Raw genomic sequence first — 26,966 nt, forward strand, 5'->3', positions numbered from 1 at the left:
GCGGCTGGCTCATCCGACGAGGACCACCGTATTCTCAGCGGTCAGCCGGCATTTCGTTACCCCGATGAAGCAAAGGCAATCATGAGCTCCGGCTCAGTTGCCGGGGTCTACGCGACTGCTCGCCCGCAGGTAGTTTTGCATAATGGCCGGGTGGAAGTCCGGGGCGGGTGCGGCGTCCACCGCGACCGGCCAGGCCGGCCGGTTGCCGCTGGAGGCCCAGGCTGCCTGGACGGCAGCCCCCCGGGCCACGTACTCCCCCGGGTTCGGGACCACGACCGGCAGGTCGAAGACCTGGGCTGCGATGGCCTGCACCGCGGGGTTCTGCACGGCGCCGCCGATCAGCAGGAGCCGTGTTGCCGCGCCGCCTTGCGCCCGCAGGGCTTCCAGGCCGCCGGACAGCCCGCAGAGCATGCCTTCGATGGCGGCCCGGGCCAGGTTGCTCCTGGTGCTGGAGGCAATGCTGAGCCCGTGGAAGCTGGCCTTGGCGTGGGGCAGGTTGGGCGTGCGCTCACCTTCGAAATACGGCACCAGCACCACGCCGCCGGCGCCGGGTTCGGCGCCCAGGGCAAGTCGCGCAAGTTCGTCGAAGTCCACGCCCAGGATGCCGGCCACGGAGCCGAGCACGCGCGCGGCATTGAGTGTGACGGCGATGGGCAGGTATTCTCCGCTGGCGTCCGCGAAGCCCGCCACCGTTCCGCTGGGATCGGCAACGGCCCGCGAGGCCACCGAGAACACCGTGCCGCTGGTGCCGACAGACACCACCACGTCACCGGGTTCGGCCCCCAGACCGAGGGCGGCGGCCGCGTTGTCCCCGGCGCCGGCACCGAGGAGAATGCGGTGCCCGGGTCCGGCCGGGCTTGATCCGGACTGGCCGGGCAGCTTGGTCGCGGGTCCGAAGCAGCCGGGGTGAACCGCCCCGGCGGCGTCCCCGGGGCCGAGCACCCGCGGCAGAACCACGGTGCCTGGATCCCGGTGCCCGGCACCCCCGCTGGCCTCCCTGGCGTCCCGGCCGAAGGCCAGTTTGAACAGCTCCAGATCGTATTCGCCGGCCGAAGGGCTCCAGTATCCGGTGCCGCTGGCATCGGAGCGGTCGGTGGTGAGCTGGTCCAGGTCCGGGCCCAGCGGGCTGGCTGCTGCCGGGCCGTAACCGCGGAGCCGCCAGGTCAGCCAGTCGTGGGGCAGCGCAACAGCCGCCACCCGGTCCGCCAGGTCCGGTTCGTGGTCCCGGACCCAGCGGATCTTGGTGATGGTGAAGGAGGCCACCGGGACCAGCCCGGTCCTGCGGGCAAAGTCCTCCGCCCCCACTTCGTCGGTGAGAGCGGCCGCTGCCGACGCCGATCGGGTGTCGTTCCACAGCAGCGCCGGGCGCACTACGTTGCCGTCGTGGTCCAGCAGCACCATGCCGTGCTGCTGGCCCCCCACCGAGAGCGCGCTGACGTCCGCCAGCCCGCCGGCGTCGTCGAACGCCGCTGACAAGGCCCGCCACCAGTGGTCCGGGTGGACTTCCGTTCCGTCCGGGTGGGCGGTCCGGCCCTCGCGGACCAGCGTGCCGGTGCCGGCGTCGAGGACCACCACTTTGCAGCTTTGGGTGGAGGAGTCGACGCCGGCAACAAGTGTCATGGGAGCAGCCGTCACGGTCTTAGCGGGCGCCGAGCAGGTGCTCGATGAAGAGCTGCTGCAGCTTCACGAAGCCGAAGCCCTTGCCGCCGAAGTAGGCGTCGGCGTCGAAGTCCTCGTAGGAGGCGCGGTCGGCGCGGAGCTGTTCGTAGCCTTCGCCCGGATTGAGGGTGGGTTCGTTGATTTCCGCCACGCGGGAGGCCTGCAGCGCGGCCCGGACCTCGGGGTCGGCGCGGAAAGCCTTGGCGCGTTCCTTGAGCAGCAGGTAGGTCTGCATGTTGGCGGCCGCGGAGTCCCATACGCCGTCGATGTCCTCGGTGCGGCTGGGCTTGTAGTCGAAGTGGCGCGGGCCGTCGTAGGCCGGTCCGCCGTCGGGGCCGCCGTTTTCGAGCAGGTCCACGAGGGAGAACGCGTTCTGCAGGTCGCCGTGGCCGAACACCAGGTCCTGGTCGAACTTGATGCTGCGCTGGCCGTTGAGGTCGATGTGGAAGAGCTTGCCCTGGTAGAGCGCCTGGGCGATGCCGTGGGTGAAGTTCAGTCCGGCCATCTGCTCGTGCCCGGTCTCGGGGTTGATGCCCACCAGTTCGGGGCGCTCGAGGGTTTCGATGAACGCCAGGGCGTGGCCCAGGGTGGGCAGGAGGATGTCGCCGCGGGGTTCGTTGGGCTTGGGCTCGATGGCGAACCGGATGTTGTAGCCGTTGTCCGTGACGTAGTCGCCCAGCAGGTTCACGGCTTCGCGGTAGCGTTCCAGCGCGCCGCGGATGTCCTTCGCGGCGTCGTATTCGCTGCCTTCGCGGCCGCCCCACATGACGAAGGTTTCCGCACCCAGCTCGGCGGCGAGGTCAATGTTGTCCAGGACCTTGCGCAGGGCGAAGCGCCGGACGCCGCGGTCGTTGCTGGTGAAGCCGCCGTCCTTGAAGACGGGGTGGCTGAAGAGGTTGGTGGTGACCATCGGGACGATCATGCCGGTGGCCTTCAGCGCACCTGTGAGCCGGTCGATTTCGCGCTGGCGGTCGGCCGCGGAGCAGCCGAAGGGAAAGAGGTCGTTGTCGTGGAAGGTGATGCCGTAGGCGCCGAGGTCGCTGAGCCTGTTGACGGCTTCGACCGTATCCAGCGGCGGGCGGGTGGCGGAACCGAACTGGTCCTGGGCCTCCCAGCCCACCGTCCAGAGGCCGAAGGAAAACTTGTCGTCACGGGTGGGCTGAATCGCCATTGAATGCTCCGAAGGTAGGGGTGGCTGCTGTTGCGCGGCTGGCGGGGAAACCAGCGGGAATTGTTCTAGACCCAAACATATTATGAATTTTGTCGGTGTCAACCCCCGCTAGCGCGGAATGGGTACCCGGCTCTGGCGCTGCGGGTGAGTGGATGTTAAGTTGTGCATAACAGCAATTTGGGCGGCAGATCTAGCAATGAGGCCCTTGAGGGAAGGATCCCACCGTGATTGATCAGATGGTGACCGAACGCAATTGGCCGGAAAGCCTCAGCTCCGAAACCCATCCGTGCACTGCGTCGGAACCGCAAGACCTCCGGCTGGATTCGGATGGGAAATTCCGCAACGCCTTCCTGAACTGCACGGTGGCCGGCCGCTGATAGTGTCACGATGATGCCTCCACGTACTCTTGCTTCCGCGGCGGCGAGGGAGCCGGATCCGTCCCGCCGCAACAATTTGTCGCTGCTGACCTCCCTCGTCCACCACCACGGCGTCCTCAGCCGTGCCCAACTGACCCGGCACACGGGACTGAACCGTTCCACCGTCGGGACGCTGATCGGACAGCTCGTTGCGTTGGGCCTGGTCTATGAAACGGCGCGCGCCGGTGAAGGGCAGGTCGGCAGGCCGAGTCCGGACGTCCATCCGAGCCCGTCGGTCGCGGCGTTGGCAGTCAACCCAGAGATCGACGCCGTCACTATCGGCCTGGTCAGTCTCGGGGGGAAGGTGCAAAAGAAGATCCGCTTCGACACTGAACGGATTCCGAGCGCCCGCGAAGCGGTGAATATCGCATCGGCTGTTATCGCCGGGATGCGCTCCGAGCTGGATGCGTCCTACCGGATCACGGGCATTGGCATGGCCGTGCCGGGCCTGGTCAACCGCGACGACGGCGTGGTCCGGCACGCTCCGCACCTGGGCTGGCGGAACGAGCCGGTCGCCCGAATGCTGAGCGAAGCCACCGGCTATCCGTGCCAGGCCGCGAACGACGCCTCCCTCGGCGCCGAAGCGGAGCTGATTTTCGGCGCCGGCGCCGGGCAGGGGAACCTGATCTACCTCAACGGCGGCGCCAGCGGCATCGGCGGCGGAATCATCTCCGACGGGCAATTGCTCAGGGGGGCCTCCGGCTACGCCGGGGAGATCGGCCATACCTTTGTCCGCTCCGGAGGAAAGAGCTGCCACTGCGGCGCCACGGGCTGCCTGGAAACCGAAGTCTCCCAGTCCCGCCTCCTCGAACTGGCCGGCCTAAGCCGCGGCGACACCGCCGACCTCGAAAAGGCGCTGGCGACCAGCAGCAGTGCTGAGGTGAACGACGAAGTGGCACGTCAGCTCATGTTCCTGGACATAGCCCTGCGCAATGCCGTGAACATTTTCAACCCCGAGGCGATCGTCCTGGACGGTTTCCTGGGAACGCTGTACGCCCTCGCACCGGAGTCGGTGGACGGAGTGCTGCTCTCCCAGGCAATGGACGGCCCGGCCGGCCAGGTCGAGATCTACCGTGCAGCGCTCGGTTCTGACCTGTTGATGATCGGGGCCGCGGAGCTGGCGTTTACCCCCTTCCTGGCCGACCCAGCGGGCTTCGGCACAACCACCCGCACCGCGCCCGCGGCGGGCTAGGAACCCGGCACTGGTTCACCCGGCACTGGTTCAAAAGCCGGAGCAGCGGGTACGGCACTGCGCGCGGATCGACCACTCAAGCCAGCTATCTGCCATACAAATAGGTGGCATCAGGAAACGCCTCTTCACCGAATACCTCTTTTGCCTCAGTCTGGTTACTAGACCTGCAGCGACCCCACTCAAGGCAATCAGTACTTAGAAGGAATTCAACGTGGAAACTCCCCTCTCCCATCTTGCCCACCTCGAGATCACCACCCCCGACGTCGAAGCCTCGGCACGGTTCTACGAGGAAGAGTTCGGCATGCGCATCATCGACCGCGTGGACGGCAACGTCTACCTGCGCTGCTGGGGTGACTACTACCGCTACAGCCTGGTCCTCACCGAAGGTCCGGAAGCTTCCCTGGGCCGGATGGCCTGGCGCGCCACCTCCCAGGCTGCCCTGGAAGCCGCAGCCCAGCGCGTCGAATCAACCGGTGTCCAGGGCAACTGGACGCCAGGCGGTCACGGCTACGGCAAGGCCTACGAATTCACCGGCCCCTATGGCCACCCCATGCGCCTCTTCTTCGACGTTGAGAAGTTCGTGGCCGAGCCCGGTTTTGAATCCACCTACCCGGACCGGCCGGAGCGCCGCAGCAGCCATGCCGCAGCGCCCCGCTTCCTGGACCACGTCACCGTGGCCTCCTCCGATGTCCGAGGCTTCGCCAAGTGGTACAACGAGGCCCTGGGCTTCCGCGTGATGGCGTTCGTGGACCTGGACGAGGCACCCATCACCGTCTTCTCCGTGCTCACGACCAACGAAAAGTCCCACGACCTGGGCGTGGTCCTGGACACCTCCAGCCGCGCGGGACGCGTCAACCACATCGCCTTCTGGGTGGACGCCACCGAAGACCTGCTCCGTACCGCGGATGTCATGATGGAAAACGGCACCGCCATGGAATACGGCCCCTCCATCCACGGCGTGGGCGAGCAGAACTTCCTCTACTTCCGCGACCCGTCAGGCCTGCGCGTCGAGCTCAACTCCGGCGGATACCGCAACTACGTCCCGGACTGGGAAGCCAACACCTGGAAGCCCTCCGAGGGCTCCAATAACTTCTACAAGAACGGCGCCATGCCGCACTCCATGACCGAATCCTTCCCTCCCGCGGAAGGCTTTACCGCCACCGAAGAAGGCGCGTCCCCGGAGATGAAGGAAGCCCTCCTGAACCCCTACGCCAAGCAGGGACGGGGCTAGGACACCATGGCCGAAACACAATATGCACTCATCCGGTTCCAGGAGACCGGTGACAGCAAGGCCCGCGCGGGCCTGCTGGTCGGCGACCGCGTCCTGCCGCTGGATGGGGAGATCAACGCCCTGATCGAGCACTGGGACACGACCGAGAGCCAGCTGGACGCCATCGCCGCATCGGCCGGCGAGGATACCGGCCTGGCAATGGCCGACATCGAGGTCCTCGCCCCGGTAGAGCCTGTCCAGGTCCTTCAGACCGGCGCCAACTACCGCAAGCACGTCATCGACCTCGCTGCAGCCCACCGCGAACCCGGCCAGGACGAGGACGAAGTCCGGGACCGGACCGCCGCGATGATGGACAAGCGCGCGGGTCAGGGAACGCCGTACTTCTTCATCGGGCTCCCGACGGCGATCGCATCCGCCACGGATGACCTCACCCTGCCTGCCTACTCCAAGTCCCACGACTGGGAACTTGAACTGGCCGCGGTGATCGGCAGGACGGCGTTCCGGGTCACCCCCGAGGAAGCCCTGGACTACGTCTTCGGCTACACCATGGTCAACGACATCACAACCCGTGAGTACGTGTTCCGCAAGGACATGCCAGCGATCGGCTCGGACTGGTACCGCGCCAAGAACGCCCCCGGCTTCCTGCCCACCGGACCGCTGCTGGTACCCGCCAAGTTCTTCGGCGACCCGCAGGACGTCCAGGTCACGCTGAAGCTCAACGGCAGGGCAATGCAGGACGAGTCCACCTCAGACATGATCTTCGGTGTCGCCAAGCTGATCAGCGAGGCCTCCCAGATCATGCCGCTGCGCCCGGGAGACCTGGTGCTCACCGGAAGCCCCGCCGGCAACGGCCAGCACTGGGGAAGGCTGCTCCGGGACGGCGACGTCATGGAGGGCACCATTACGGGCCTGGGCACCCAGCTCATCCACTGCAAGGACGAAGTTGTCACTGAAGGCAGCCAGCAGTGACCAGCCAGGACACAGCACCAACCACCACCGGCACCGGGGAATCAGCCACCGATTCCCCGGTCATCCGGCGTGACGATCCGCTCGGCAGCATCCGCGCCATGGCCGAATCCCACAACAACTGGGGCCGCTGGGGCCAGGACGACGTACTTGGGACCCTGAACTTCATCGACGCGGACAAGCGCATTGAAGCAGCAGCCCTGGTAAAGACGGGCGAGGCCTTCTCGCTGTCCCAGCCGTTCGACACCAACGGACCGCAGAAAGGCTGGCGGCGGCGCACCAACCCTGTCCACACCATGACCGACACCGGGGTGGACGCCGAACGCGGCAACCAGGGCTTCCCGCACGGCTTCGGCGGCGCGGACGACGTCATTGCCATGCCGCTGCAGTGCTCCACCCAGTGGGACGGCCTCGGCCACATCTTCGACCAGGGCAAGGCCTGGAACGGCCGCGCCGCAGGGGACGTGGTCACCTCCGAAGGCGACCTGGTCACCGGCATCGAAACCGCCGCGGCCAAGATCGTCACCCGCGGCGTCCTGCTGGACGTCGGCCGCGCGCTCGGACCCGAACTGGGAAGGAACGACGGCGAGCTGCCGGACGGTTTCGCCATCACCCCCGAACACCTCCAGCGGACCATCGACCTGCAGGGCCCCAGCTCAAAGGTTGGCCGGGGCGACATCCTGGTGATCCGCACCGGACAGCACACCCGGGTGCGCCGCGACGGCTGGGGCGACTACGCCGGCGGCTCAGCCCCCGGGCTGTCCTTCAGCACCGCACCCTGGCTTCACCGCAGTGAAATCGCGGGGATCGCCACGGACACCTGGGGTTTCGAGGTCCGGCCCAACGAGTTCGACGGCGCCTTCCAGCCCCTCCACCAGATCGCCATCCCCAACCTCGGACTGTTCCTCGGCGAAATGTGGGACCCGGACGGCCTCGCGGAGGCTTGCGCGGCAGACGGCAGGTACGACTTCCTGCTCACCGCGGCGCCCCTGCCCATTACCGGCGCCGTCGGATCGCCCGTCAACCCGATCGCCGTGCGGTAATCGCCGTCCGGTAATCGCCAGCGGCAAGAAAGATACAACAGCACCACAACCATCATCAGTCACGCCGTCAATACAAAGGAGTCAGCGATGGCAGCAGTACAGAACGTCGGAATCGTCGGGGCGGGAGCCGCGGGACTGACCGCCGCCATCCTGCTGGCCGACGCGGGAATCCAGGTTGAAATCCTGGAGAAGGCCGATGCCCCGCAAACCCTTGGCTCTGGAATCACGTTGCAGGGGAACGCCCTGCGGGTCCTCCGCCAGCTGGGTGTCTGGGAGCAAATCGAGGCGAAGGGCTACGCGTTCAGCACCCTCGGCCTGCGCGCCCCGGACCCCGCCGGCACCGTCATCGCCGTGTTGGATGACATGCGGACCGGCGGTGACGATCTCCCAGCCACCCTGGGCATGTACCGCCCCGACCTCACCGCCATCCTCCGCGAGCGTGCCGGGCGGGCAGGCGCGCGGATCAGCTACGGCAAGACGGTCACCGAAATAACGGACGACGGCGGTTCCGTCACCGTGAGCACCGCCGACGGCGGCACCGCCCGCTACGACCTCCTGATCGGCGCCGACGGCCTGCACTCAGCTGTCCGCAAGGCCATCGGCATCGATGGTGAACCCCGGTCCACGGGCATGGGCATCTGGCGCGCGTTCGTGGAACGGCCGCAGGACGTGGTCCGCACCGACCTGACGTACGGCGGGCCTTGCTTTATTGCCGGCTACTGCCCCACCGGCCCGGACACCATCTATGCCTACCTCGTGGAAAGGGCCCAGGAGCGCAAGCACGAGGACGGCCCCCGCATTATGGCCGAACTCGCCGCAGCCTACGGCGGCCCGTGGAACGAGATCCGCGCCAACCTGGACCAGAGCGCCCGTATCAACTACACGTGGTTCACTACCCACCTGGTGGACGGGCCGTGGAACCGCGGCCGCACCGTCATCATCGGCGACGCCGCCCACAGCTGCCCGCCGACCATCGCGCAAGGTGCTGCCATGGCAATGGAAGACGCAGCCGTGCTGGCCGATATCCTGATCGGCGCCGACGACATTACCGAGACGCTCTGGAAAGAGTTCACCGACCGCCGACTGGACCGGGCAAAAGCAGTGGTCGACGCCTCCGTCCAGCTGGGCCAGTGGATGCTCGACGGCGTCCGGGACGCCAACGTACCGGGCCTCATGCATTCAGTCTCCAGCTTGGTTAGGGAGCCCGCATGAGCACCGGCCGTGCTGAAAATCCGACCGTGGACGTCCACGCCCACATCCTGCTTCCGGCCCTGCAGCAATTGGTGGCCGAAGCTGATCCCGAGGGCTTCGGCGCTCAACAGGCCCTGGAAGTCCGGCGTAACGGACCAGAGTCGATGGCCGCTTCGGGAAAGATGATCAAGGAGCGCTGGCCGCAGCTGACGGACCTGGACCGCCGTCTTGCGGACATGGACGCCCAAGGCGTGGACGTGCAGCTGGTTTCGCCGTCGCCGTCGCACTTCTACTATTTCGCCGCGGAAGAGCTGGCCCTGCAGGTTGCCAAGGCTGCCAACCAGGCGGTGCGGGAGTTAGTGGACCGCGCCCCCGAACGGCTGAACGGCCTGGGCCTGGTCCCGCTGCAGCACCCTTCCTTGATGGTCGAAGCCCTGGAACACGCCATGCTGGAGTGCGGGTTGCTAGGCGTGGAAATCGGCTCGTTCGCCGCCACCCCCGCCGACCCGGGGCGCAGCACCGTTGAGCTCTCCGACCCCAGGCTGGAGCCGTTCTGGAGCCGGGCCGAGGAGCTTGGTGCTCTGGTCTTCCTGCACCCGTTCGGGTGCTCGCTGGACGAGCGGCTGGACCGCTTCTACCTCGCCAACACCGTCTCCCAGCCCGCGGAAAATGCGGTGGCTCTGTCCCACCTGATTTTCAGCGGGGTCCTGGACCGGCACCCGGATCTCAAAGTTCTGGCCGCGCACGGCGGCGGCTACCTTCCCACCAGCCTTGGCCGCTCCGATCACGCCTGGCGGGTCCGGCCGGAGGCACACGGCTGCGCTGAGCCGCCGTCGTCGTATGTGAAGAAGCTGTTCTTCGACTCCCTGGTCCACAGCCCGGCCGAACTGCGGGCCCTCGTGGCCGCCGCTGGCCCGGGGCAGGTGCTGCTCGGCTCGGACTACCCGTTCGACATGGGCTCCGACCGCCCCGCGGCCGAGGTCATCGCGGCACAGCTTTCCGCCGAGGACGAAGCCAGGGTGCTGTCCGGCAACGCTGCTGCCCTGGGCATCACCCCCGCCTCGGCCCTCACTGCCCGCCGCACAGCCTAAGGAAGAATTTTCATGGTCAAGATCGCACGCTGGAACCACGACGGCGGGACGCAGTCCGGCTTCGTCGACGGCGGAACCTGCTACGCCCTCCCCGCCGGCCACACGGTCCAGATGCTCCTGGACGCCGGGCTCGAGGAGACGCTGGGTGTGGCCCGGCGGATCATCGGGTCTGGCCCGGCCGTTCCGCTGGCGGACGTGCAGCTGCTCGCCCCACTGGCGCCCGCCACCATCCGGGATTTTGTCGCGTTCGAGGAACACGTCGAAGGCGTGCGGAAGAGCATCGACGGCGTGGCCGGCGTGGTGCCCGAATGGTACGGGGCGCCCACCTTTTACTTCACCAACCCGCATACGGTGACCGGCACCGGTGAGGTGATTGGTATTCCGGCGGGCTGCGAGGATCTGGACTTTGAAACCGAAGTCGCCGCCGTCGTCGGGCGCGTCCCCGGAAGCGACGGCCGGAACCTGACTGCAGCGGAGGCGCACCGGCACATCCTCGGCTACACCGTCCTCAACGACTGGTCGGCGCGGGACCTGCAGCGCCGGGAGATGAAGGTCAGTCTCGGCCCGTGCAAGGGAAAGGATTTCGCCAATACCCTGGGGCCCTGGATTGTCACCGCGGATGAGTTCGAGGACCTGCACGACGCCGAGGGGTTCCTGCCGATCTCCATGGCCGTGGAAGTCAACGGGAAAGCCATCGGCCAGGACCTGCTGTCCAACATGGGCTGGCCGTTCGCCGAGCTCGTGGCCTACGCCTCGCAGGATTCCGTGGTCCGGCCCGGCGATGTGCTGGGCTCCGGCACCTGCGGCAGCGGTTGCCTCGCGGAGCTCTGGGGACGGAACGGCGCGAAGACTCCCCCGCCGCTGAAGACGGGAGACGTGGTCCGCATGACGGTGGAAGGCATCGGGACAATCGAGAACACGGTAGGTGAACGCCGCAACGCCGGGACTCTGGTGCGTGCCTGGCAGCGTCCGCGCAACCGGGTTGCCTTTACGGTTCCTTCCGGGACGTAGGGTGGTCTCCCTTCAGCTCGATGGCCGGACCGTGGTGGTCACCGGCGCCGGCCAGGGCCAGGGCGCTGCCGAGGCGCGCATGCTGGTGGAAGCCCGGGCCCGCGTCATTGCCACAGACCTCGCAGGGGACATGCCAGCCGAGCTGGCCGCCGTGTCATCGGCTTCGGCCGGTGCGCTGGTGTACCGTCAGCTGGACGTCCGCGATGCCTCCGGCTGGTCCGATCTCGCGCACTGGATACAGACCAAGGGGTGGCAGGTGGACGGGCTGGTCAACAATGCAGGCATCACCCAGCGGAGCCGGTTGCTGGATGCCTCTGTGGCTGACCTGCAGCGCGTCTATGAAGTCAATGTCGCCGGAAGCCTGCTGGGAATCCAGGCGCTCGCACCGCTGATGGGCAGTGCCGCATCCATCGTCAATGTCGGTTCCGTCGCGGGCCTGACCGCGCACTATCCGGTGGCCTACACCGCCAGCAAGTGGGCGTTGCGGGGACTCTCGCAGGTCGCCGCCATGGAACTCGGCCCGCGGGGGATCCGCGTTAATACTGTCCATCCGGGCTTCATCGAAACGCCCATGACGGCGAGCGCCAAGCCCGAATTCAGGCAGGCCACCCTGGCAGAGACCCCGCTGGGCCGCACTGGAAGCGTGGAGGAAGTGGCCGGCGTCGTGCTGTTCCTCCTCAGCCCGCTCTCGTCCTTCGTGACCGGTGCCGAGATCCCGGTGGACGGCGGCCAGTCGGGCCACGGCGGAGCAAAGTCTGTCTCCGACGCCATGCGCTGACGCGGCGCACGATTCCAACTAGCCCGGCAGCACGGCCGACCAGCCGCCGTCGACCATCAGGTTGGCGCCCGTCACGTATGACGCTTCGTCGGAGGCCAGGAACAGCGCGCATTTGGCCACTTCTTCCGGCGTGCCGATCCGGCCCAACGGGATGCTGCCGGCGATGGACCGCATGGGGTGGTCGGCGGCCAGGAGGTTGCCCTCGGTCGCTGCGGTGCGGATCATTCCGGGGCTGACAGTATTGACGCGGAGTCCATGCGGAGCCCCTTCGGCCGCGAGCTGCCTGGTCATGGCCACCACGGCCCCTTTCGTGGCGGTGTGGGCCAGCCGGCCGTTGGTCATGGAACCGGTAACTCCTGCCGTGGATCCCACCAGCACAATGGCGGCGTCCCGCACCTGGATCAGTTGTGGCCAGAAGTATTTGACCGGCAGGAAGACCACATCCATCTCGTGTTCGACATTCCACTTCCAGTCGGCAAACGTGAGCTGCTCCACCGGGGCGAAGCGGGTGACCGCCGCGTTGGCATACAGGATGTGGACCTGGCCGTGGTTTGCGGCTACATCCTGCGCCCAGGCCGCCACAGCGGCCTCGTCCGTGAGGTCAACCCGACTGCTGCTCATCCGGCCCCCGGCTGCGGTGACCTGGCGGACGGTGGCCGCGGCGCCGTCGTCGTCCATGTCACAGCCCACCACCACGGCGCCCGCCTCGGCGAAGGCGAGCGCCGCCGCCCTGCCTTGGCCGCTGGCCGTTCCGGTGATGACGGCGGTCTTGCCGTCCAGGCGCTGGCTGGAGACAGGCATGCGGGATCCCTTTCGAAAGTGCGTTTCTTCGACTTTCGCAGGGATGGTCCGGATGGGGAACGGCGCTTTGGCTCTAGGTGGTATCCGCCGCGTGGATAGCTACCGGGTGCGCGGTGATGGGGAAAAGTTCGTGCAGCCGCGAACAGGCCCGCTGGACCACGGAACGCAGCCAGACGCTGGCAGGGTCCTCCGCCTGGGACGGGTGCCAGTACATCGCTTCCACGAGGGACGCTTCAGCGCCTTCGGAGAACCCCAGCACAACGATATCCGCGCCGCGCTGGGCCCGTGCTGCCAGCATCCCGGGGACGAGCGCCACGAGGTCTGTCCCTTCCACCAGGAGTGGCAGGGACAGGAACCCGGCCACCACAGCCGCCACGCGGCGCTGAATACCTCGCGATTCGAACAACTTGTCCGCCGGGGTGCTGATTCCCTCACCGAAATAGCCGACGGCGTGGGGAACGGTGGCCAGGTCCTCCACGGTGAGCCGGGGCTGCTGGAGCAGGGGATTTCCGGCGTCAGCCACAGCAACAAAGCTGTCCCGGAACAGCTGCTTGCTGGCTCCCTGCATCTGGTATCCCGTGGGCCCGACGAGCAGGTCGATTTTTGAGTAGTCGGCCATCTGGCCCTGGATCCCGGACTTGGCTGTGGGAACGAAATCCACCGACACTCCGGGGGCCTCCTCGCGCAGGATCCCCCGCAGCGGCCCCACGATCAGGGCCGCCGCGTAGTCGGAGGCGGCGATAATGAACTCCCGCTCGCTCGTGCCGGCGTCGAAGCCGGACCGCACCCGCGTGGCCCGCTGGATGTGAAGCATGGCTTCATCAACCAGCGGGACCAGGGACTGTGCGAACGGCGTGAGGTCATAGGTGCGCCCGTTCCGCACCAGGAGTTCGTCGTCGAAATGGCGCCGGAGCCTGGCCATTGCGGCGCTGGTGGCCGGCTGGCTGAGCTGGAGCCTCTCGGCTGCCCGGGAGATGTTCCGCAGTTCCAACAGGACCTGCAGCTGGGGCAGCAGGTTGAGGTCCAGGTTCTTCATACCCACAGGTTATCCGTGCCTCGACGTCAGCCCAGCCACAGCTGGCGGGCGTCTGCGCCCCTACGAACAGTTGACCTAGGCACTCTGCGAACCAAGCTCCTCAGCAACCTTCCGGGCGCCGCGGACGGCGATGGCCACGCTCATCAGCGTGGGATTCATGGCAGTTGCCGTCGGAATGAGCGCATTTCCTCCCACCACCAGGTTGTTGTAGCCCCACACGCGTGACCACGGATCCGCCACCGAGGTGCCGTCGTCGGTTTCACCCATGCGCATGGTGCCCTGGTAGTGCAGGCTCGAGCCGTTCGGCATGAGCCTGGGCTCGGCCACGAAGGCACCAAGGGCCTTGCCGGCACGCCGCAGCCGCTCGGTTGCCTCGGCGATTTCCGCGTTTTCCCGTTCTGTGAGCGCGTACTCGATTCTCATGTTGGGGAATCCCCGGTAGTCCGGCTCATTGTCGTCGAACGTGACGGCATCCTCGTAGCGCGGGTGCTTGCGCATGCCGTAGCCCATGTTGACGTAGCCCCAGCGGTTCTCGGAGTAGGGGGTTCCCGGCTCCATCGGGAACGGCGTGGTCTCGGTGTACATCACCTGGACGGAGAAGGGGTGTTCCGGCTCCGAGAACGGGATGCGGTTGACCGCCGCGACGGGGTCTGCCGGGTTCAGTGCGCGCCGGGCCAGCTCGGCCTTAAGGTCCTCTTCGGTGGCGTACCGCCCCATCCTTTCGGCGTCCAGCGCCACCGTGGAGATGACCACGGGATGCTCGGTCAGGTAGTGGCCGAGGGCCTGCGGCCGCACACCGGATGCCCAGAGAAGCTGCGGGGAGCGGAAGGCATCGGCGGCCACCACCACGATGTCCGCTGCCACGAATGACTTCTCCCCGGTGCGGAGGTCCTCGACGGTGACACCGGTGACCCGGTGTCCGTCCAGTTCCACGCGGCGGACCAAGGTGAGGTCACGGAGTTCGAACTGCTTCGAGACCGGACTGTCCTTGTCGACCAGCGGGCCGAGGACGACGTCGGCCCCCGCCCAACGCACGGAGCCGTCGGGCTGCGGGTCCCCGGCAACCGGAAGGGTGCCCACGCCGTACCCATCCGGCAGCTCCGCGCCGAACTCTTCATCGAGGAGGGTCCGAATGGCCTCACCAACGGCGGAGTCGGCAAACGCTGCGCTGTGGACATGCAGCAGCTGCTTCGCGTCCTCAATCAGCCCGTCCCATTCGTCGTCCGCTATGAAGGGGATTTTTTCACTGAAGGCGGGCGACGGCGTCGCGCAGGTCCAGTGCGCACCCTGGCCGCCGACGTTGGTGGCCGCAGCCGCCGCGGGAAAACTCGAGGCGTGGGCGGAGCCCGCGCCGCCGAAGTCGAGAAGGTGGGTGCCCTGGCGGGCGGTGAACATTCCCTCGGTGACCGTGGCTGCCGGGATGCCGAGCGACTCACGGTAGGCGCCGGCCTGCGGCCCCTGCGACATTTCGCGGGCACGGGCCTTTTCGCCAGGGTCGGCGATGTTGCGGACGCTTGCGCCGGGAACCTCCGTCACCTGCGGTCCGGCTTCGAACATCACCACCCGCGCGTCCGGGACCTGCTCGAGGAGCACCCGCGCATAGGTGGAGCCGATCGGCCCGCTGCCGACGACGGCGATGGTTGGGTTGGACATGATGTCTCCTTTGAAATCAGGCCGAAAGGGATTCGGAAGTTGTTTGGGGGGCGGGAACGGGTTCGTCGGAGAGGCGCCCGTGCGGAAGCAGGACCGCCGCGACTATTCCCACTGCGTACGTGGCCGCCAAGGCAATAAAGATGGGTGTGAAGACTGAAGCGTAGATCTGAGCCACGCTGGCCTGGACTGCCGGGGCGGCCCCTTTGACCAGTTGCGGGGTCAGGGTGGAAGCGTCCAGGCCCGCCGGCAAAAGGGCCGCCACGCCGAAGCCGATCACCCCGCCGATAATCGCCGTCGCCACTGTTGACCCCACCTGCCGCACCAGGTTGATCGTCGCGGTGATGGTGCCGGTCTGGCTGGCCGGAGCAGCTCCCTGGACCACAGTGACGATCAGGCTCATGAACGCGCCGGTGCCCATCCCAACAACGGCCATAACGATCATGGGAACCCACAGCGGAAGCCCGGCGGGCAACACCGCCATCACAAATAGTCCGGCGGCCCCCAACGATGTTCCCAGGATGGGGAAGATCCGGTACCGCCCCGTCCTGCTGGCCAGCCATCCGGTCAGCAGGTTGCTGGTCAGCATGCCGAACACGGTTGCGATGGGCACGAGCCCGGACACGGTGGCGGTGGTCTGGTACGCCATTTGGACGTACGTCGGCAAATAGGCGGTGATGGAGAAGAGGCCGACGCCGATAATCGCCGAGAGTGCGGTGCCTGCCGCGATGGTCCGGTTGGCGAAGAAATGCAGGGGGACGATGGGTTCGGGTGCGCGGCGCTCAACAAAGTAGAAGGCAACGAAGCCCAGCATGCTGACCGCGAGCGCGGCAGCGGTGGCGGGGCCCGCGCTGCGTTCTGCGGCCCAGGTGGCGGCGAGGACAAGGGCCACCAGTGCAGCGGTAAAAACAGCCGCCCCGGCAACATCGAAGTGGCGGGGCATGGGGCCGGGCTCCAGGTGGGGAACGGCAACCAGGGCAAGGGCCAGGGCTGCAGCGCCCACCGGGATGTTGATCCAGAAAACCCACTGCCAGCCCCAGTAATCGGTGATGGCGCCGCCGAGAACGGGGCCAACCAGGACCGCGATGGGGAAAGCTGCGCCAATGATGGCCATGTAGCGCGGACGTTCCCGCTGCGAGGTGACCCTGGCGATGATGGTCTGCGACATCAGCTGCAGGCCCGCGGAGCTCATCCCCTGCAGGACGCGCGCGGCGATAAGCCATGCCATGTCCTGCGAAAAGCCGCAGGCCAGGGAGGCCGCCAGGAACATTACCAGCGAACCGAGGAAGATCCGGCGGGCTCCCAGGACATCGCCTAGTTTGCCGAGCACCGGCAGCAGCACTGTGCTCGCGAGGGTGTATCCCACAACAACCCAGCTCATGAGCTTCAGCGCGCCCAGCTCACCCGCAACCGTGGCCAGGGATGTGGACACCACGGTGTGGTCCAGGGCCCCGAGGAACGAAACCGTGAGCAGGGAGATAACAAGGAGACGGAGTCTCAAACGTGAAAGTGGCATAGTGATCTACCCGAACGATCGGGCCGTCGACGCGACGTGTTGTGCCTCCGGCGCACCATCACGACGGAGAACGGGTTCGGAAGGAACCCCGGCGCCGTTACTCATGCTACCCCACTTTAGTTTGAAAGCAACAAAAGAATGCGTGAATTAGACACCTGTGGCGGGCATCCCTTATGTAGCAAGCACGGCGCGCGTGAGGGACATGTCCTCGAGCAGCTCATCCAGGTCCGTTCCGGGCTGGCCCGAAGACTGCGCCTCAATGGCCCGGCGCAGCGCCATACGGGCTGATGATTCATAGCGCTCCGGAGCCCTTAGTGTCCCGTCCTCGGTGGACGTCTCCAGCCGCGTCAGCCCGGCCTGCTGGTCCACGGTGACTTCGGTTCGCACCTCGCCGAGGGCCAGCACCTGGAGCAGGCCGTCGGCGTGAAGGCCCGCTGCCGCCGTCGCCCCCAGGGTGACGGGTATTGCCCCGCCCGCGGATCCCCCTGAATCCAGCAGAGCAATCCTGGCGTGCGCCGTGGCACTGCACACCTGGAGCGTCAACGGGCCCCGGACCAGTGACCGCGCCCAGCCCAAGCCGTCGCGGATTACCGCTTCAAGACCTGCCGCGGGGGCGGCGCACTCAACGGTGACGATCCGGGCCGGCCTGCCTCGTCCTGCCCGGACCGCGTCGGCAACCACATCCGGGCGCAGCCGGGGACGCTCAACGATGACCGGGATGTCACCGGGCCATGGGTAGGCTCCGGGTCCTTTCTGCGGGAGCGCAGCAGGGTCCGCAATCACCACCGCTGCCGCTCCCCTGGCCCGGGCGTCCAGCATGCCCTGCCACCAATCGCCGGATCCGGGCACCACCGCCACCGCCCCACTGACGTCTCTGGTGAGTGCAGCACTGACGGCAAGCTCGGCGACAGCCGCGACATAGGAAGGCAACACGGTGAAGATGCCGAGCCCTGGATTTGCCGAACTCATTGCGGCACCCCTTCCAGAACCTTCGCTGCGGCAGCATCGGCCAGGTCGATTGCAAAGTGTGAGTCAGCCAGCAGTTCGTCGTACTCAACTGGGACCCCGCCTTCAAGGAGTGAGGCAAGCAGGCGCCACTGCGCCATATAGCCGTCTTCCGGATCCCGCCTGTACTCCGTCCACTGCCCGTCCGTGCTTCGCACTCGGGTGGCCGCGCTTCCGGCATGGACAAAGGCGGGCGGGAAATTCACCTCGATGCGGTCGTGGGAGGTGGCGATATTCATCCTCCAGAGAGCATCCGGTCCTTCCGGAAGCATGGTAAGCGCCAACTGGACCAGGATTCCGCCGGCCCGATACCCCACAAGGTAGCCGACTGGCGGGGCGACCCTGGCGTAAACAACCTCGTCGATGCCTGGCGCGATGTCCCTCACGGCCGGAAGATCATGGATCGCGAGACCGGTCAGCAGCTGCCGCAGGACGCCGGCCGCAACCGCGGGACTGTCGAGGTCCAGGCGTTCCCGCCGGGCGGCCTGGAAAGGGCCGCCCTCGGCGACCAGCCGGTGGTACCTGTCATTCGGCGGAAGCGCCAGCGTCACGGAGATCGCCTGCACCCGGCCCGCGAGGGCGACGAGATGATGCCTGGCCCGCCCCCACGCGGCGTCAAACAGGTGGTTCGTCCCCACCAGAAGGACCGTTCCCGCGAGCCGGCAGGCAGAGATGACCTCGTCGGCTTCTTCCCTGCTGGTGGCCAATGGCTTCTCGCAAAAGATGGCAGGCTTCCCAGCGGCTACAGCCGCCAGGATTTGGCGGGCATGTTCAGCGGGCGGGCTGCAGATGGCCACCAGGTGAACTGCCGGGTCCGCAAGCAGGTCCGCCTCCCCCACTGACCACCGGGCACCAAGCCTTTCGGCCAGGCCCTGGGCGCGCCCACTTCCCGCATCGGCAATGTGCACCACCTTGAACAGGTCCGCCAGGCGCCCCAGCACCGGCAGATGCAGGGCCGCGACGCCCGGTCCGGCCCCAAGAACTCCTACATTCCAAGGCATCATCAACCTCCTCTTTTGTCCATATTATTCATAAGTACGGAAATATCCGGCTATAGTCGCGTTCAACCCCACCTTAGTCCGCTCTTATGTGTGAGAATTGTGATCATGACGACAGAGTCCACACTCCGCTTTGGAGCACAAACGGATGAAGTGACGAGCCTGCTGAGGATCGTCAACCTGGTGCGAACGGGCGAGGCAACAACGCGCCCTGAAATCGGCAAGGTCACCGGGCTGGGCAGGGGCGTTGTCAGCCAGCGTGTGGACCAGGCCATTGAGATCGGCTTTCTCGGGGATGGAGAATTCGGCGCCTCCTCCGGTGGCCGCGCGCCCCGGACCCTTCGCTTCCGCGCGGAGCAGGGACGGATCGTCATATGTGCCCTCGGAGCCGCTCATATAAGGGTTGGCGTCACCGCCCTTGACGGCGACATCCTGGAACACACGCACCGCACCTGGGATATCGCCCAGGGCCCCGAGAAGACCATTGACGCAGTGATGGCCCTCGTTGACGACGTGCTGAAAAAGGATCACCAAGTGCCCGTCTGGGGCGTAGTGGTGGGCCTCCCCGGCCCGGTTGACTTCGCCACGGGACAACCGGTGGCACCTCCGATCATGCCCGGGTGGAATGGATTCGATGTCCGCACGCCCTTCGAGGACCGCTTCAACGCACCGGTGTGGGTGGATAACGACGTCAACCTGCTGGCCCTTGGTGAGCGCGCCCGGCGTCGCGAATCCCTTGCGAACCTCATCTATTGCAAGATCGGTTCGGGCATCGGTGCCGGCCTGCTGTCCCAGGGCAGGATCCACCGCGGTGCCAACGGCGCGGCCGGCGACATCGGCCATGTCCGGGTCTCCGACTCCCATGCCCAATGCCGCTGCGGCAAGATCGGCTGTCTCGAAGCGGTGGCCAGCGGTTGGGCCCTGGTCAGGGACGCGGAAGAGGCTGTCAAGGAAGGCACCCGGAGCTCCCTGGCCCCGCTGGCAAAAAAGGGGACACTGACCCTCGAGGAGATCACCCTCGCGGCCCAGGCCGGGGACCCGCTGGCCATCACACTGATTCAAAAGTCGGCCCGGGTAGCGGGTGAGACCATTGCAGCGCTGGTGAACATGTTCAACCCCGGAATCATCGTCATCGGCGGGGCCATGGGATCGGCCGGCGAAGTATTCCTGGCCGAAGTGCGCCAGCGGGTCTACGAGCTGTCCCTGCCGCTCGCCACCCGCGACCTCACCATCACCTTGTCCGTCAACGATGAGCGCGAACCCCTGCGCGGAGGAGCTGAGCTGGCGCGCGAGCAGCTGTTCGATGTCACCTTCCCGCGCTGGTTTGCTGACGGCAGGCCCTCACCGGAACGGGCCGCTGTCCCCGCATAGGGTCCACCGCGCGGCCTGGGCATAGCCGCTCAGGCCACATCGCGGGAGACGCTGGGCACCGGTTCCCGGTCAAGCTCCAGCCGGGCCTCCAGATGGAACGGCAGGACCAGCGGCGAACCGGGACGCGCCTGAAGGTAGGGCACCAGCAGCTGGAAGTCGACGGCGATGGCGTGCACCCCGCGGGAAAGCTCGCGCCGGCCGGCCAGGACCACCCTGTCCTGCACGAACCACCACCCGGACTCCGCCTGCAATGCGTCCGCACGCACGCGCCGGGCCCCCAGCACCACCGTCAACTCCCCTGGCGCCACCGGGATGCCGTCGACCTCAACTGCGAGCCCAGCCACGCTGGAAAGGGGCATGGAGCGGATCCATGACAGGCCGAGCCGGAGTTCAAAGCCTTCCGGCGTGGCCGTCAGCGCATCTTCGCGCAAAGCGGTTTGCAACATGGCTTCCATCCTTTATCCTAAAAGTGACATAAGTTTGTCATTAACAAGCATAAATGGGAAGGCATCACATGGCCCCCGCACTTCCTCACAACTGGACCCTCTGCGCCAGCTCGTTCAACTGGATTCCGGAGATCACGGCAGCCCGGCGGACAGCCGCGGACGTTGTGATTGGCATCGCGGATTCCGTGGCGAAGACAATAGAACTCGAACCTGGGCTGCTGTGGCGGTCCTTCCCCGCTCCGCAGGACGCCGAGGTAGACGAACTGCGGGATTCGCTGGCGGCAAGAGGGGGCCGCGTCAGCATCGTTGGCGCCAGCCTCGACGACTTCACGTCCCCAACCGACCGCCGCTCGTTGCAGGAGCGCTTGGACTTCCTGGTCCCCCAGCTCAGCGCCGCCAGCCGAGTGGGTGCCCGCGGGATCCGGTTACCGATCGGACAGGCGGGCACGGAACTGCTCACCCTGCTGCAGCCGCTGCTGCATGAACTCGATCTGGTGCTGTACGAAGAAATCCAAGGGCAGCAGACTCCAAACAACCCTTCGGTGGCACCAGCACTGGATGCGATAGCCGGGCTGGCAGATGACCACGTGCGGGTACTCGTCGACATCAGCATGCTCATGCCGGCCCTTCCCGTCACCTACCTTCATGAGTTGCGGCAGGGCGGCGTTCCTTCCGATCTTCTGGCGCGCCTGGAGAATGACTGGCGCGATCCCGCCACCCTCGATGCCGTCACCGCCCTGCTCCGCGCAGGGAAGGTTCCGCCGCGCATCCACACCCTCTTCATGAACCTGCTCATCCGCTTCGGCCGCAGTGACGTCGCAGATCTGCAGGGCATCCTCCCCCTGGTGGGCGCCTTCCATCTGAAGTTCTGGGATCTGGAGAACGACGGCGGCCGGGTTTCCCAGCCGCTGCATGACCTTGGCAGCCTGCTGCGCGGGACCGGCTTCACGGGCACGCTGACCAGCGAATGGGGCGGCCACGAGTGGCTGCAGGACGACCCAACGGAGATGACGCGGAGTCACCTGGCCCTGGCGGGGGCAGCCCTCGCGGAGCCAGCAGTGGTGGAGTCGGCACCAGCGGCCCGGGCTGCCCTCTGACCGGATACAAGAAGCTCATGGCATACAAACAAGTGAGGCCGGCCCCCCGGGCCGGCCTCACTTGTTTGCGAATTACTTCGTGCTGAATGCGGCATCGAAAGCTGCGGCGGAGGGTTCATAGCCGGAGAGTCGGCGCACGAAAGCCAGCGCTTCGGGGGCGCCATCCAGCCGGTCCATTCCGGCGTCCTCCCACTCCACGGACAGCGGTCCGCGGTAGTCGATGGCGTTCAGCATCCGGAACGCATCCTCCCACGGCACGTCGCCGTGGCCGGTGGAGATGAAGTCCCAGCCGCGGCGCGGATCAGCCCAGGGCAAATGGGAGGACAGCCGGCCGTTGCGCCCGTTGGACAGGCGCTTCTTCGTATCCTTGCAGTGCACATGGTAGATCCGGTCCTTGAAGTCCCACAGGAACCCCACAGGGTCGATGTCCTGCCACACCATGTGGCTCGGGTCCCAGTTCAGGCCAAAGGCCTCGCGGTGCCCGATCGCCTCGAGGGCGCGCTGCGTTGTCCAGTAGTCGTACGCGATCTCTGATGGGTGCACCTCATGGGCGAACCGGACGCCCACCTCGTCAAAGACATCGAGGATGGGGTCCCACCGGTCGGCAAAGTCCTGGTAGCCGGCGTCGACCATCTTTTCGGAGGCGGGCGGGAACATCGCCACGTACTTCCAGATGGACGATCCCGTAAAGCCGGTCACCGTTTTCACGCCCAGCTTTGCGGCGAGCCGTGCCGTGTTCTTCAGTTCCTCGGCGGCACGACGGCGGACCCCTTCAGGATCGCCGTCGCCCCATACGACGTCCGGCAGGATGCCGCGGTGCCGTTCGTCGATCGGGTCGTCGCAGACGGCCTGGCCCTTGAGGTGGTTGGAGATGGTCCAGACTGTGAGTCCGTGGCGTTCAAGAATGTCCAGCTTGCCCTGCACATAGGCGTCGTCGTCCCAGCGCCAGGGATCCAGGTGGTCACCCCAGCAGGCGATCTCCAGCCCGTCGTAGCCCCATTCGCCGGCGAGCCGGGCCACCTCCTCGAACGGCAGGTCGGCCCACTGGCCGGTGAACAAGGTAATTGGTCGTGCCACGTACTTCCCCTCCTCAACTGGCCGGCACGGGAACGCCGGCAGCGACCCGTGTCCAGACGGAATCATTTTCGGAACTGCGCTCGACAGCGTCGAGCACCCGCTGCACCCTCAGCCCGTCAGCGAACGACGAATGCGGGACGGCGCCGCCCACGATGCCCTCCACGAGGTCCTTGACCTGGTGGGAGAACCCGTGCTCGTAACCGAGCATGTGGCCTGCCGGCCACCACGCCGAAACGTAGGGATGCTCCGCTTCCGTGACCAGGACCTTCCGGAAGCCCTGGCGGTCCGCAGGTGCCGTACGGTCGTAGAACTGGACGCTGTTGAGGTCCTCCAGGTCGAAGGCCAGGGCGCCCTTGTCCCCGGAAACCTCAATCTGGAGCGCGTTCTTCCGGCCGGTGGCAAACCGGGTGGCCTCGAACGACGCCAGCGCGCCGGATTCGAAGCGGCCCGTGAAGATGGCGATATCGTCCACCGTCACCTGGCCGGAGCCGACACCGGCAGCGCCGGAAAGCCCGGTATCGGAAGGGCCAGTGCCTGAAGTGGAGCCCTTCAAAAGAGGCCGCTCCTTCACGATGGTGTCGATAACGCCGGACACCTTCTCCAGGTTCAAGCCGGTGACGAACTGGGCCAGGTCGATGGCGTGGGCACCGATATCCCCCAGGGCCCCCGAGCCGGCGTGTTCCTTCTGCAGACGCCACGCCAGCGGCATCTCCGGGTCCACCAGCCAGTCCTGCCGGTAGGAGGCACGCACCTGGTTGATCGTGCCGACGGCGCCTTCGGCGATGAGGTTGCGGAGGAAGGTGACGGCCGGAACGCGGCGGTAGGTGAACCCGACCATTGCCTGGATACCCCGGGCAGCCGCCCGTTCGGCAGCTTCGGCCATCGCTTCGGCTTCCGCCACGGTGTTGGCGAGTGGTTTTTCGCACAAAACGTGCTTCCCGGCCTCCAGCGCGGCGATCGCGATTTCGGCGTGGGAGTCGCCGGGGGTGACGATATCGACGACGTCGATATCGTCACGGGCGATCACGTCCCGCCAGTCTGTTGCTGACTCGGCCCAGCCCCACTTGCTGGCAGCGGCGGCGACCGCTTCAGCGTTACGGCCGACGATAACCGCCATTTCCGGCTCGGCAGGCAGGTCGAATACCCGCGGCGCCGTCCGCCAGCCTTGGGAGTGGGCAGCACCCATGAAGCCATAACCGATCATGGCCACGCGCAGGGTTTTCATGCGAGCACCACTTTCCGTTCAACCGCGACGCGGTTGCCGACGTAACGCATCGGCGCGATCTGCATATACAGCAGGCGCAGGGTGAGGATGACCTCGACGTCGATCTCCTCGCCGGCGTCGGGGACGCGGTCCAGCGGGATGATCACGTCGGGCTTGTCTGCGACGAACCACAGGGTTTCCCATTGCTCCGGGAGTTCAGCTATGGAGTAGGACTTGTCCTGCAGTTCGAAGCGGAGGGACTCCTTGGGAATCTCCACGCCGTTGACGGTTGCAACGACGTCGTCAACGGCGGACAGCCAGAGGCTGCGGTACCAGGGCAGCTGCACCGATACGGCAATCCCCTCGGGGTGCCTGCGGACGTCGGCGTCCTGGAACAGGGAATTGTGAGTAGCCATGGTTTTCCTTACTTAACACTCTCGACCAGGGTCGCGTGGGAGTCGGATGCATTTGGATCAACGGCCTCTTCGATGGCATGCCGCATCAGCGTGTGCTGCTTCTTGACGAGGTCGATCGGATCGGATTCGCCCAGGTCGGCGAACGCGTGGCCCTCCCACTCGCTGGACAGGTAGCCCTGGTAGCCGCCCTTGACGAACTGGCGCACAATGCGCGGAATGTCCATCGCGGGTTCATTGCCGTGTTCGTCGATGTCGTAGAACTTCGCGTGGACATGGAAGATCTGCGGCATGATATCCAGCCATTCCTCCGGCGGAACCAGTCCATGCATGTTGAATGCCAGCCGGGTGAACGGGCCCAGGCGGGCAGGATCGAAGTTGTTGGCACTGAGGTAGTCCTCGAACTCCTGGTTGCGCTCCTGCATGGGCGACGGTTTGCGCCAGATCTCCTGCATGACGGCGAAGTGCTCCTCGGGCAGCCCCATTTGCGTCAACGTGCGGAAGAGGGTCGGGGAAAGGCTGTGCATCGTCGAGCTGAAGTCTGCGGTGAAACCGAGCCGGTCGCTTCCCAGTTCCTCGTACATCTCGCGGATCTGCAGGATCTTGGGATCGTTCGGGCCCTGCGGCGCGTGAATTTCGTAGCCGAGCTTCTGGTCGTACTTCTCGGCCAGGGGAAGCAGCCGGCGGAGCAATTCCTTGCCCGCTGAGCGGATCACCACGCGGTGGAAACCAAGCTTGTTAGCCGTGTGCAGCTGCGCGGCGAAGAAGTCGTACTCCTCATCGGGTGTCATGTCCCGGTCCTTGCGGCGGCCCATGTCCAGGTTGGTGCCCACTGCGCTGGGGGTCAGGCCGTAGCGGTCCATGCTGTCGCGCCACAGGCGGACGAAGTCGTCGTCGACGTCCGGGTAGGTGCGCAGCATCTGGGCGATGTTGAACTCAACCCCCGGGCCGAGGCCTTCATCTGCAACAGCTTTGATCAGCGTCTCAGGGGTGTAGAGTCCGGCGGCGAACTCGGAGGTGAGCGAATAGAGGGTGATGCCAAGCTCGATGCCCGAGCCTGCGATGCCTTCTGACATAATTTCTGGTTCCTTCGTTGTCAGCCGCGGACGGGCTGGGCGAGATGGCTGTTGAGGATGCGGCGGGCTTCTGAAGCGTCGGTGATCATGGCCGAACCGGCGTTGGCGGCCGCTGAGCGCTGGACGGCCTGCTCGCCGCGGATGATGTCGAACGGGTCCTGCCAGTTGTTCCAGTGCCAGCCTTCGTATTCGCTGGAGATTGCGCCGGAGTAGCCGTTCTCAACCAGTTGCCGGACAAGGCTCCGGACCGGCACCGAGGGCTCTTCGCCGGTCTCGTCGATGCCGAAGAACTTGCCGTGCACGTGGCGGACCCAAGGCATGATCTCCAGCCAGGTGTCCAGCGGTGCAGGACCGAAAAGCCCTGTTCCGTTGATGGCGAAGTCAATGCCAAGGTCGGGCCGGCCATTGCGGGCCGCCAGGCCGATGAAGGCGCCGAAGCGTTCACCGTGAACCTTTTGCGTGTTTGGCGGTCCGTCGACGTAGAACCCATTCCACAGGTCAACCACCTGTCCGAGAAGTGCCTCCGAAGCCCCACGGCGGCGGTAGGCCTCCAGCAGGGAGGGCGCAAAGCCGGTAACGGTGGCACCCCAGTCGGCGGTGAAGCCGAGCAAGGGGGAATTGAGTTTCTCGTAGCGGTCGCGAAGGGCCAGGACACGTTCGTGGGCGCCGTGCTGGTCCGCGTGGACTTCGAGCGCCAGGGTGACGCCGTACTTCTCGGCCACGGGCAGCAGGCTTTCCATGGCGTCCGGAGTCAGCGATATCTGCACCCGGGCGATCGGGAAGCCGAGCCTGGCGGCTACTTCGATCTGCTTGCGCATGTATTCGACAAGCTCGTCATGGTTCATGAGCCGGTCGCGGCGGATACCGGTGTCAACGTTGACTGCGAGGGAGGTGGGGACCAGGTCAACCTCGGCCACAAGATCACGGAACTGGCCAACGAAGTTGTCATCGATCCGGTCCGGGAAGCCGCGCAGGCTGGAGAATCCGATGACTTCGAGCCCCGGGCCGAAGCCTTCGGCCGCCACTTTGCGGATCAGGCCATCGAGGTCGTACTGCCGGGCGTGGACGGCCCGGGTGAAGCTGTAAAGGGTGACGCCCTGGATCGGCGTGCCGATGCTGGTCATCGCTGTGCCACCTTCATGGTCTTGGTGTCGTGCTCTTCAATGTGCAGCACGCCGTGGTCGGTGATGATGTAGGGGATGTAGAGCTTCAGGTCCACCCTGACCTCGTGCTCGGTCCGGCTGTCAGGGACGGGAAGGTCGCCCGAAAGGACTGCCGAGTCCAGCGGGAACCACCATTCGCCGGTTTCGTCCACGAGTTCCTCGAAGCTGAAAGTGCGGTTGTTCATGGTCCAGCGCAGTGAGCCCTCGGGGGCGGCGACGCCGTCCACTGTCAATGCAGCTCCAGCGATGCAGGAACCCGGCAGGGCCCGGTACCAGGGGATGCGGACTTCGACGGCGGTACGGCCGTCCTGGGTGCTCAGTGTTCCCTGCTCGATTATGCGGTCGGCGATCATCGAGACCTCCT

25 protein-coding genes are annotated in these 26,966 nt (G+C 66.3%); 10 read left to right on the forward strand and 15 right to left on the reverse strand.

The window, feature by feature from the left end:
* Positions 1 to 93: 93 nt before the first annotated feature.
* A complete protein-coding gene (locus tag AC1DRO_RS14730; RefSeq protein ID WP_476951377.1) occupies positions 94 to 1,620 on the reverse strand; it encodes a xylulokinase in 1,527 nt (508 codons plus the stop codon).
* A gap of 19 nt (positions 1,621 to 1,639) precedes the next feature.
* Positions 1,640 to 2,830, reverse strand: a complete 1,191-nt coding sequence (gene xylA / locus AC1DRO_RS14735; RefSeq protein ID WP_476951378.1) for a xylose isomerase — start codon at positions 2,828 to 2,830, stop codon at positions 1,640 to 1,642.
* Between the two features lie 387 nt (positions 2,831 to 3,217).
* Between xylA and AC1DRO_RS14740 the strand changes: the two genes are divergently transcribed.
* From AC1DRO_RS14740 to AC1DRO_RS14775, 8 genes are all read left to right on the forward strand, one after another.
* Positions 3,218 to 4,438, forward strand: coding sequence for an ROK family transcriptional regulator (locus AC1DRO_RS14740; RefSeq protein WP_476951379.1), 1,221 nt, complete (start codon positions 3,218 to 3,220; stop codon positions 4,436 to 4,438).
* A 211-nt stretch (positions 4,439 to 4,649) separates the two neighbouring features.
* The gene (locus AC1DRO_RS14745; protein ID WP_476951380.1) at positions 4,650 to 5,669 is read left to right on the forward strand and encodes a VOC family protein; all 1,020 of its coding nucleotides are present in this window, start codon (positions 4,650 to 4,652) and stop codon (positions 5,667 to 5,669) included.
* 6 nt (positions 5,670 to 5,675) lie between these two features.
* A complete protein-coding gene (locus AC1DRO_RS14750; RefSeq protein WP_476951381.1) occupies positions 5,676 to 6,638 on the forward strand; it encodes a fumarylacetoacetate hydrolase family protein in 963 nt (320 codons plus the stop codon).
* A complete protein-coding gene (locus AC1DRO_RS14755) occupies positions 6,635 to 7,678 on the forward strand; it encodes a cyclase family protein (RefSeq protein WP_476951382.1) in 1,044 nt (347 codons plus the stop codon). The genes AC1DRO_RS14750 and AC1DRO_RS14755 overlap by 4 nt, the downstream gene beginning before the upstream one ends.
* An 87-nt stretch (positions 7,679 to 7,765) precedes the next feature.
* Entirely contained in the window at positions 7,766 to 8,890 is a 1,125-nt protein-coding gene (locus tag AC1DRO_RS14760; RefSeq protein ID WP_476951383.1) for an FAD-dependent monooxygenase, read from the forward strand.
* The gene (locus AC1DRO_RS14765; RefSeq protein WP_476951384.1) at positions 8,887 to 9,960 is read left to right on the forward strand and encodes an amidohydrolase family protein; all 1,074 of its coding nucleotides are present in this window, start codon (positions 8,887 to 8,889) and stop codon (positions 9,958 to 9,960) included. The genes AC1DRO_RS14760 and AC1DRO_RS14765 overlap by 4 nt, the downstream gene beginning before the upstream one ends.
* A 12-nt stretch (positions 9,961 to 9,972) precedes the next feature.
* Complete coding sequence (locus AC1DRO_RS14770; RefSeq protein WP_476951385.1) at positions 9,973 to 10,971, forward strand: fumarylacetoacetate hydrolase family protein; 999 nt, start codon at positions 9,973 to 9,975, stop codon at positions 10,969 to 10,971.
* A 1-nt stretch (position 10,972) separates the two neighbouring features.
* Positions 10,973 to 11,749 carry an SDR family NAD(P)-dependent oxidoreductase gene (locus AC1DRO_RS14775; protein WP_476951386.1) on the forward strand — a complete coding sequence of 259 codons (777 nt, stop codon included), beginning with the start codon at positions 10,973 to 10,975 and terminating at the stop codon, positions 11,747 to 11,749.
* Between the two features lie 18 nt (positions 11,750 to 11,767).
* On the opposite strand, the gene AC1DRO_RS14780 is transcribed toward AC1DRO_RS14775, so the two are convergent.
* The 6 genes from AC1DRO_RS14780 to AC1DRO_RS14805 form a co-directional block, all read right to left on the reverse strand.
* Positions 11,768 to 12,550: an SDR family NAD(P)-dependent oxidoreductase gene (locus AC1DRO_RS14780; RefSeq protein WP_476951387.1), complete on the reverse strand. Its 783-nt coding sequence runs from the start codon at positions 12,548 to 12,550 to the stop codon at positions 11,768 to 11,770.
* Positions 12,551 to 12,623: 73 nt separating this feature from the next.
* Positions 12,624 to 13,586: a LysR family transcriptional regulator gene (locus AC1DRO_RS14785; RefSeq protein ID WP_476951388.1), complete on the reverse strand. Its 963-nt coding sequence runs from the start codon at positions 13,584 to 13,586 to the stop codon at positions 12,624 to 12,626.
* Positions 13,587 to 13,661: 75 nt separating this feature from the next.
* Entirely contained in the window at positions 13,662 to 15,239 is a 1,578-nt protein-coding gene (locus AC1DRO_RS14790; RefSeq protein ID WP_476951389.1) for a GMC oxidoreductase, read from the reverse strand.
* Positions 15,240 to 15,255: 16 nt separating this feature from the next.
* Entirely contained in the window at positions 15,256 to 16,737 is a 1,482-nt protein-coding gene (locus AC1DRO_RS14795) for an MFS transporter (protein ID WP_476951390.1), read from the reverse strand.
* Between the two features lie 186 nt (positions 16,738 to 16,923).
* Positions 16,924 to 17,721, reverse strand: coding sequence for a hypothetical protein (locus tag AC1DRO_RS14800; protein WP_476951391.1), 798 nt, complete (start codon positions 17,719 to 17,721; stop codon positions 16,924 to 16,926).
* Positions 17,718 to 18,761 (reverse strand): Gfo/Idh/MocA family protein, encoded by a 1,044-nt coding sequence (locus tag AC1DRO_RS14805; protein WP_476951392.1) that lies wholly within the window; start codon positions 18,759 to 18,761, stop codon positions 17,718 to 17,720. The genes AC1DRO_RS14800 and AC1DRO_RS14805 overlap by 4 nt, the downstream gene beginning before the upstream one ends.
* 102 nt (positions 18,762 to 18,863) lie before the next feature.
* Here AC1DRO_RS14805 and AC1DRO_RS14810 point away from each other — a divergent pair, with 102 nt between their 5' ends.
* Positions 18,864 to 20,126: an ROK family protein gene (locus AC1DRO_RS14810; RefSeq protein WP_476951393.1), complete on the forward strand. Its 1,263-nt coding sequence runs from the start codon at positions 18,864 to 18,866 to the stop codon at positions 20,124 to 20,126.
* A 29-nt stretch (positions 20,127 to 20,155) separates the two neighbouring features.
* Here the strand turns inward: AC1DRO_RS14810 and AC1DRO_RS14815 are convergent, their stop codons facing one another.
* The gene (locus AC1DRO_RS14815; protein ID WP_476951394.1) at positions 20,156 to 20,572 is read right to left on the reverse strand and encodes a C-glycoside deglycosidase beta subunit domain-containing protein; all 417 of its coding nucleotides are present in this window, start codon (positions 20,570 to 20,572) and stop codon (positions 20,156 to 20,158) included.
* 68 nt (positions 20,573 to 20,640) lie between these two features.
* Here AC1DRO_RS14815 and AC1DRO_RS14820 point away from each other — a divergent pair, with 68 nt between their 5' ends.
* Positions 20,641 to 21,669 (forward strand): restriction endonuclease subunit R, encoded by a 1,029-nt coding sequence (locus AC1DRO_RS14820; protein ID WP_476951395.1) that lies wholly within the window; start codon positions 20,641 to 20,643, stop codon positions 21,667 to 21,669.
* Between the two features lie 72 nt (positions 21,670 to 21,741).
* Here AC1DRO_RS14820 and AC1DRO_RS14825 read toward each other — a convergent pair whose 3' ends face one another.
* Genes AC1DRO_RS14825 through AC1DRO_RS14850 form a run of 6 tightly spaced genes read right to left on the reverse strand, consistent with a single transcriptional unit; the run spans position 21,742 to position 26,955 of the window.
* Complete coding sequence (locus AC1DRO_RS14825; RefSeq protein ID WP_476951396.1) at positions 21,742 to 22,746, reverse strand: sugar phosphate isomerase/epimerase family protein; 1,005 nt, start codon at positions 22,744 to 22,746, stop codon at positions 21,742 to 21,744.
* Positions 22,747 to 22,759: 13 nt separating this feature from the next.
* The gene (locus AC1DRO_RS14830; protein WP_476951397.1) at positions 22,760 to 23,971 is read right to left on the reverse strand and encodes a Gfo/Idh/MocA family protein; all 1,212 of its coding nucleotides are present in this window, start codon (positions 23,969 to 23,971) and stop codon (positions 22,760 to 22,762) included.
* Complete coding sequence (locus AC1DRO_RS14835) at positions 23,968 to 24,366, reverse strand: C-glycoside deglycosidase beta subunit domain-containing protein (RefSeq protein WP_476951398.1); 399 nt, start codon at positions 24,364 to 24,366, stop codon at positions 23,968 to 23,970. The genes AC1DRO_RS14830 and AC1DRO_RS14835 overlap by 4 nt, the downstream gene beginning before the upstream one ends.
* Before the next feature lie 8 nt (positions 24,367 to 24,374).
* Complete coding sequence (locus AC1DRO_RS14840; RefSeq protein ID WP_476951399.1) at positions 24,375 to 25,439, reverse strand: sugar phosphate isomerase/epimerase family protein; 1,065 nt, start codon at positions 25,437 to 25,439, stop codon at positions 24,375 to 24,377.
* 20 nt (positions 25,440 to 25,459) lie between these two features.
* Complete coding sequence (locus tag AC1DRO_RS14845; protein ID WP_476951400.1) at positions 25,460 to 26,563, reverse strand: sugar phosphate isomerase/epimerase family protein; 1,104 nt, start codon at positions 26,561 to 26,563, stop codon at positions 25,460 to 25,462.
* Positions 26,560 to 26,955 carry a C-glycoside deglycosidase beta subunit domain-containing protein gene (locus AC1DRO_RS14850; RefSeq protein ID WP_476951401.1) on the reverse strand — a complete coding sequence of 132 codons (396 nt, stop codon included), beginning with the start codon at positions 26,953 to 26,955 and terminating at the stop codon, positions 26,560 to 26,562. Before AC1DRO_RS14850 ends, AC1DRO_RS14845 begins: the two co-directional genes overlap by 4 nt.
* Positions 26,956 to 26,966 lie beyond the last annotated feature (11 nt).

It is taken from the genome of Arthrobacter sp. P4_F11 (assembly GCF_056401395.1).

Bases quoted from the DNA above. Each gene is read 5' to 3' on its own strand.
- AC1DRO_RS14820 (WP_476951395.1), top strand. From the start codon at position 20,641: ATGGCCCCCGCACTTCCTCACAACTGGACCCTCTGCGCCAGCTCGTTC.
- AC1DRO_RS14850 (WP_476951401.1), bottom strand. From the start codon at position 26,955: ATGATCGCCGACCGCATAATCGAGCAGGGAACACTGAGCACCCAGGAC.
- AC1DRO_RS14805 (WP_476951392.1), bottom strand. From the start codon at position 18,761: ATGATGCCTTGGAATGTAGGAGTTCTTGGGGCCGGACCGGGCGTCGCG.
- AC1DRO_RS14760 (WP_476951383.1), top strand. From the start codon at position 7,766: ATGGCAGCAGTACAGAACGTCGGAATCGTCGGGGCGGGAGCCGCGGGA.
- AC1DRO_RS14830 (WP_476951397.1), bottom strand. From the start codon at position 23,971: ATGAAAACCCTGCGCGTGGCCATGATCGGTTATGGCTTCATGGGTGCT.
- AC1DRO_RS14840 (WP_476951399.1), bottom strand. From the start codon at position 25,439: ATGTCAGAAGGCATCGCAGGCTCGGGCATCGAGCTTGGCATCACCCTC.
- AC1DRO_RS14730 (WP_476951377.1), bottom strand. From the start codon at position 1,620: ATGACACTTGTTGCCGGCGTCGACTCCTCCACCCAAAGCTGCAAAGTG.
- AC1DRO_RS14845 (WP_476951400.1), bottom strand. From the start codon at position 26,563: ATGACCAGCATCGGCACGCCGATCCAGGGCGTCACCCTTTACAGCTTC.
- AC1DRO_RS14740 (WP_476951379.1), top strand. From the start codon at position 3,218: ATGATGCCTCCACGTACTCTTGCTTCCGCGGCGGCGAGGGAGCCGGAT.
- xylA (WP_476951378.1), bottom strand. From the start codon at position 2,830: ATGGCGATTCAGCCCACCCGTGACGACAAGTTTTCCTTCGGCCTCTGG.
- AC1DRO_RS14790 (WP_476951389.1), bottom strand. From the start codon at position 15,239: ATGTCCAACCCAACCATCGCCGTCGTCGGCAGCGGGCCGATCGGCTCC.
- AC1DRO_RS14815 (WP_476951394.1), bottom strand. From the start codon at position 20,572: ATGTTGCAAACCGCTTTGCGCGAAGATGCGCTGACGGCCACGCCGGAA.
- AC1DRO_RS14765 (WP_476951384.1), top strand. From the start codon at position 8,887: ATGAGCACCGGCCGTGCTGAAAATCCGACCGTGGACGTCCACGCCCAC.
- AC1DRO_RS14780 (WP_476951387.1), bottom strand. From the start codon at position 12,550: ATGCCTGTCTCCAGCCAGCGCCTGGACGGCAAGACCGCCGTCATCACC.
- AC1DRO_RS14785 (WP_476951388.1), bottom strand. From the start codon at position 13,586: ATGAAGAACCTGGACCTCAACCTGCTGCCCCAGCTGCAGGTCCTGTTG.
- AC1DRO_RS14810 (WP_476951393.1), top strand. From the start codon at position 18,864: ATGACGACAGAGTCCACACTCCGCTTTGGAGCACAAACGGATGAAGTG.
- AC1DRO_RS14835 (WP_476951398.1), bottom strand. From the start codon at position 24,366: ATGGCTACTCACAATTCCCTGTTCCAGGACGCCGACGTCCGCAGGCAC.
- AC1DRO_RS14770 (WP_476951385.1), top strand. From the start codon at position 9,973: ATGGTCAAGATCGCACGCTGGAACCACGACGGCGGGACGCAGTCCGGC.
- AC1DRO_RS14800 (WP_476951391.1), bottom strand. From the start codon at position 17,721: ATGAGTTCGGCAAATCCAGGGCTCGGCATCTTCACCGTGTTGCCTTCC.
- AC1DRO_RS14750 (WP_476951381.1), top strand. From the start codon at position 5,676: ATGGCCGAAACACAATATGCACTCATCCGGTTCCAGGAGACCGGTGAC.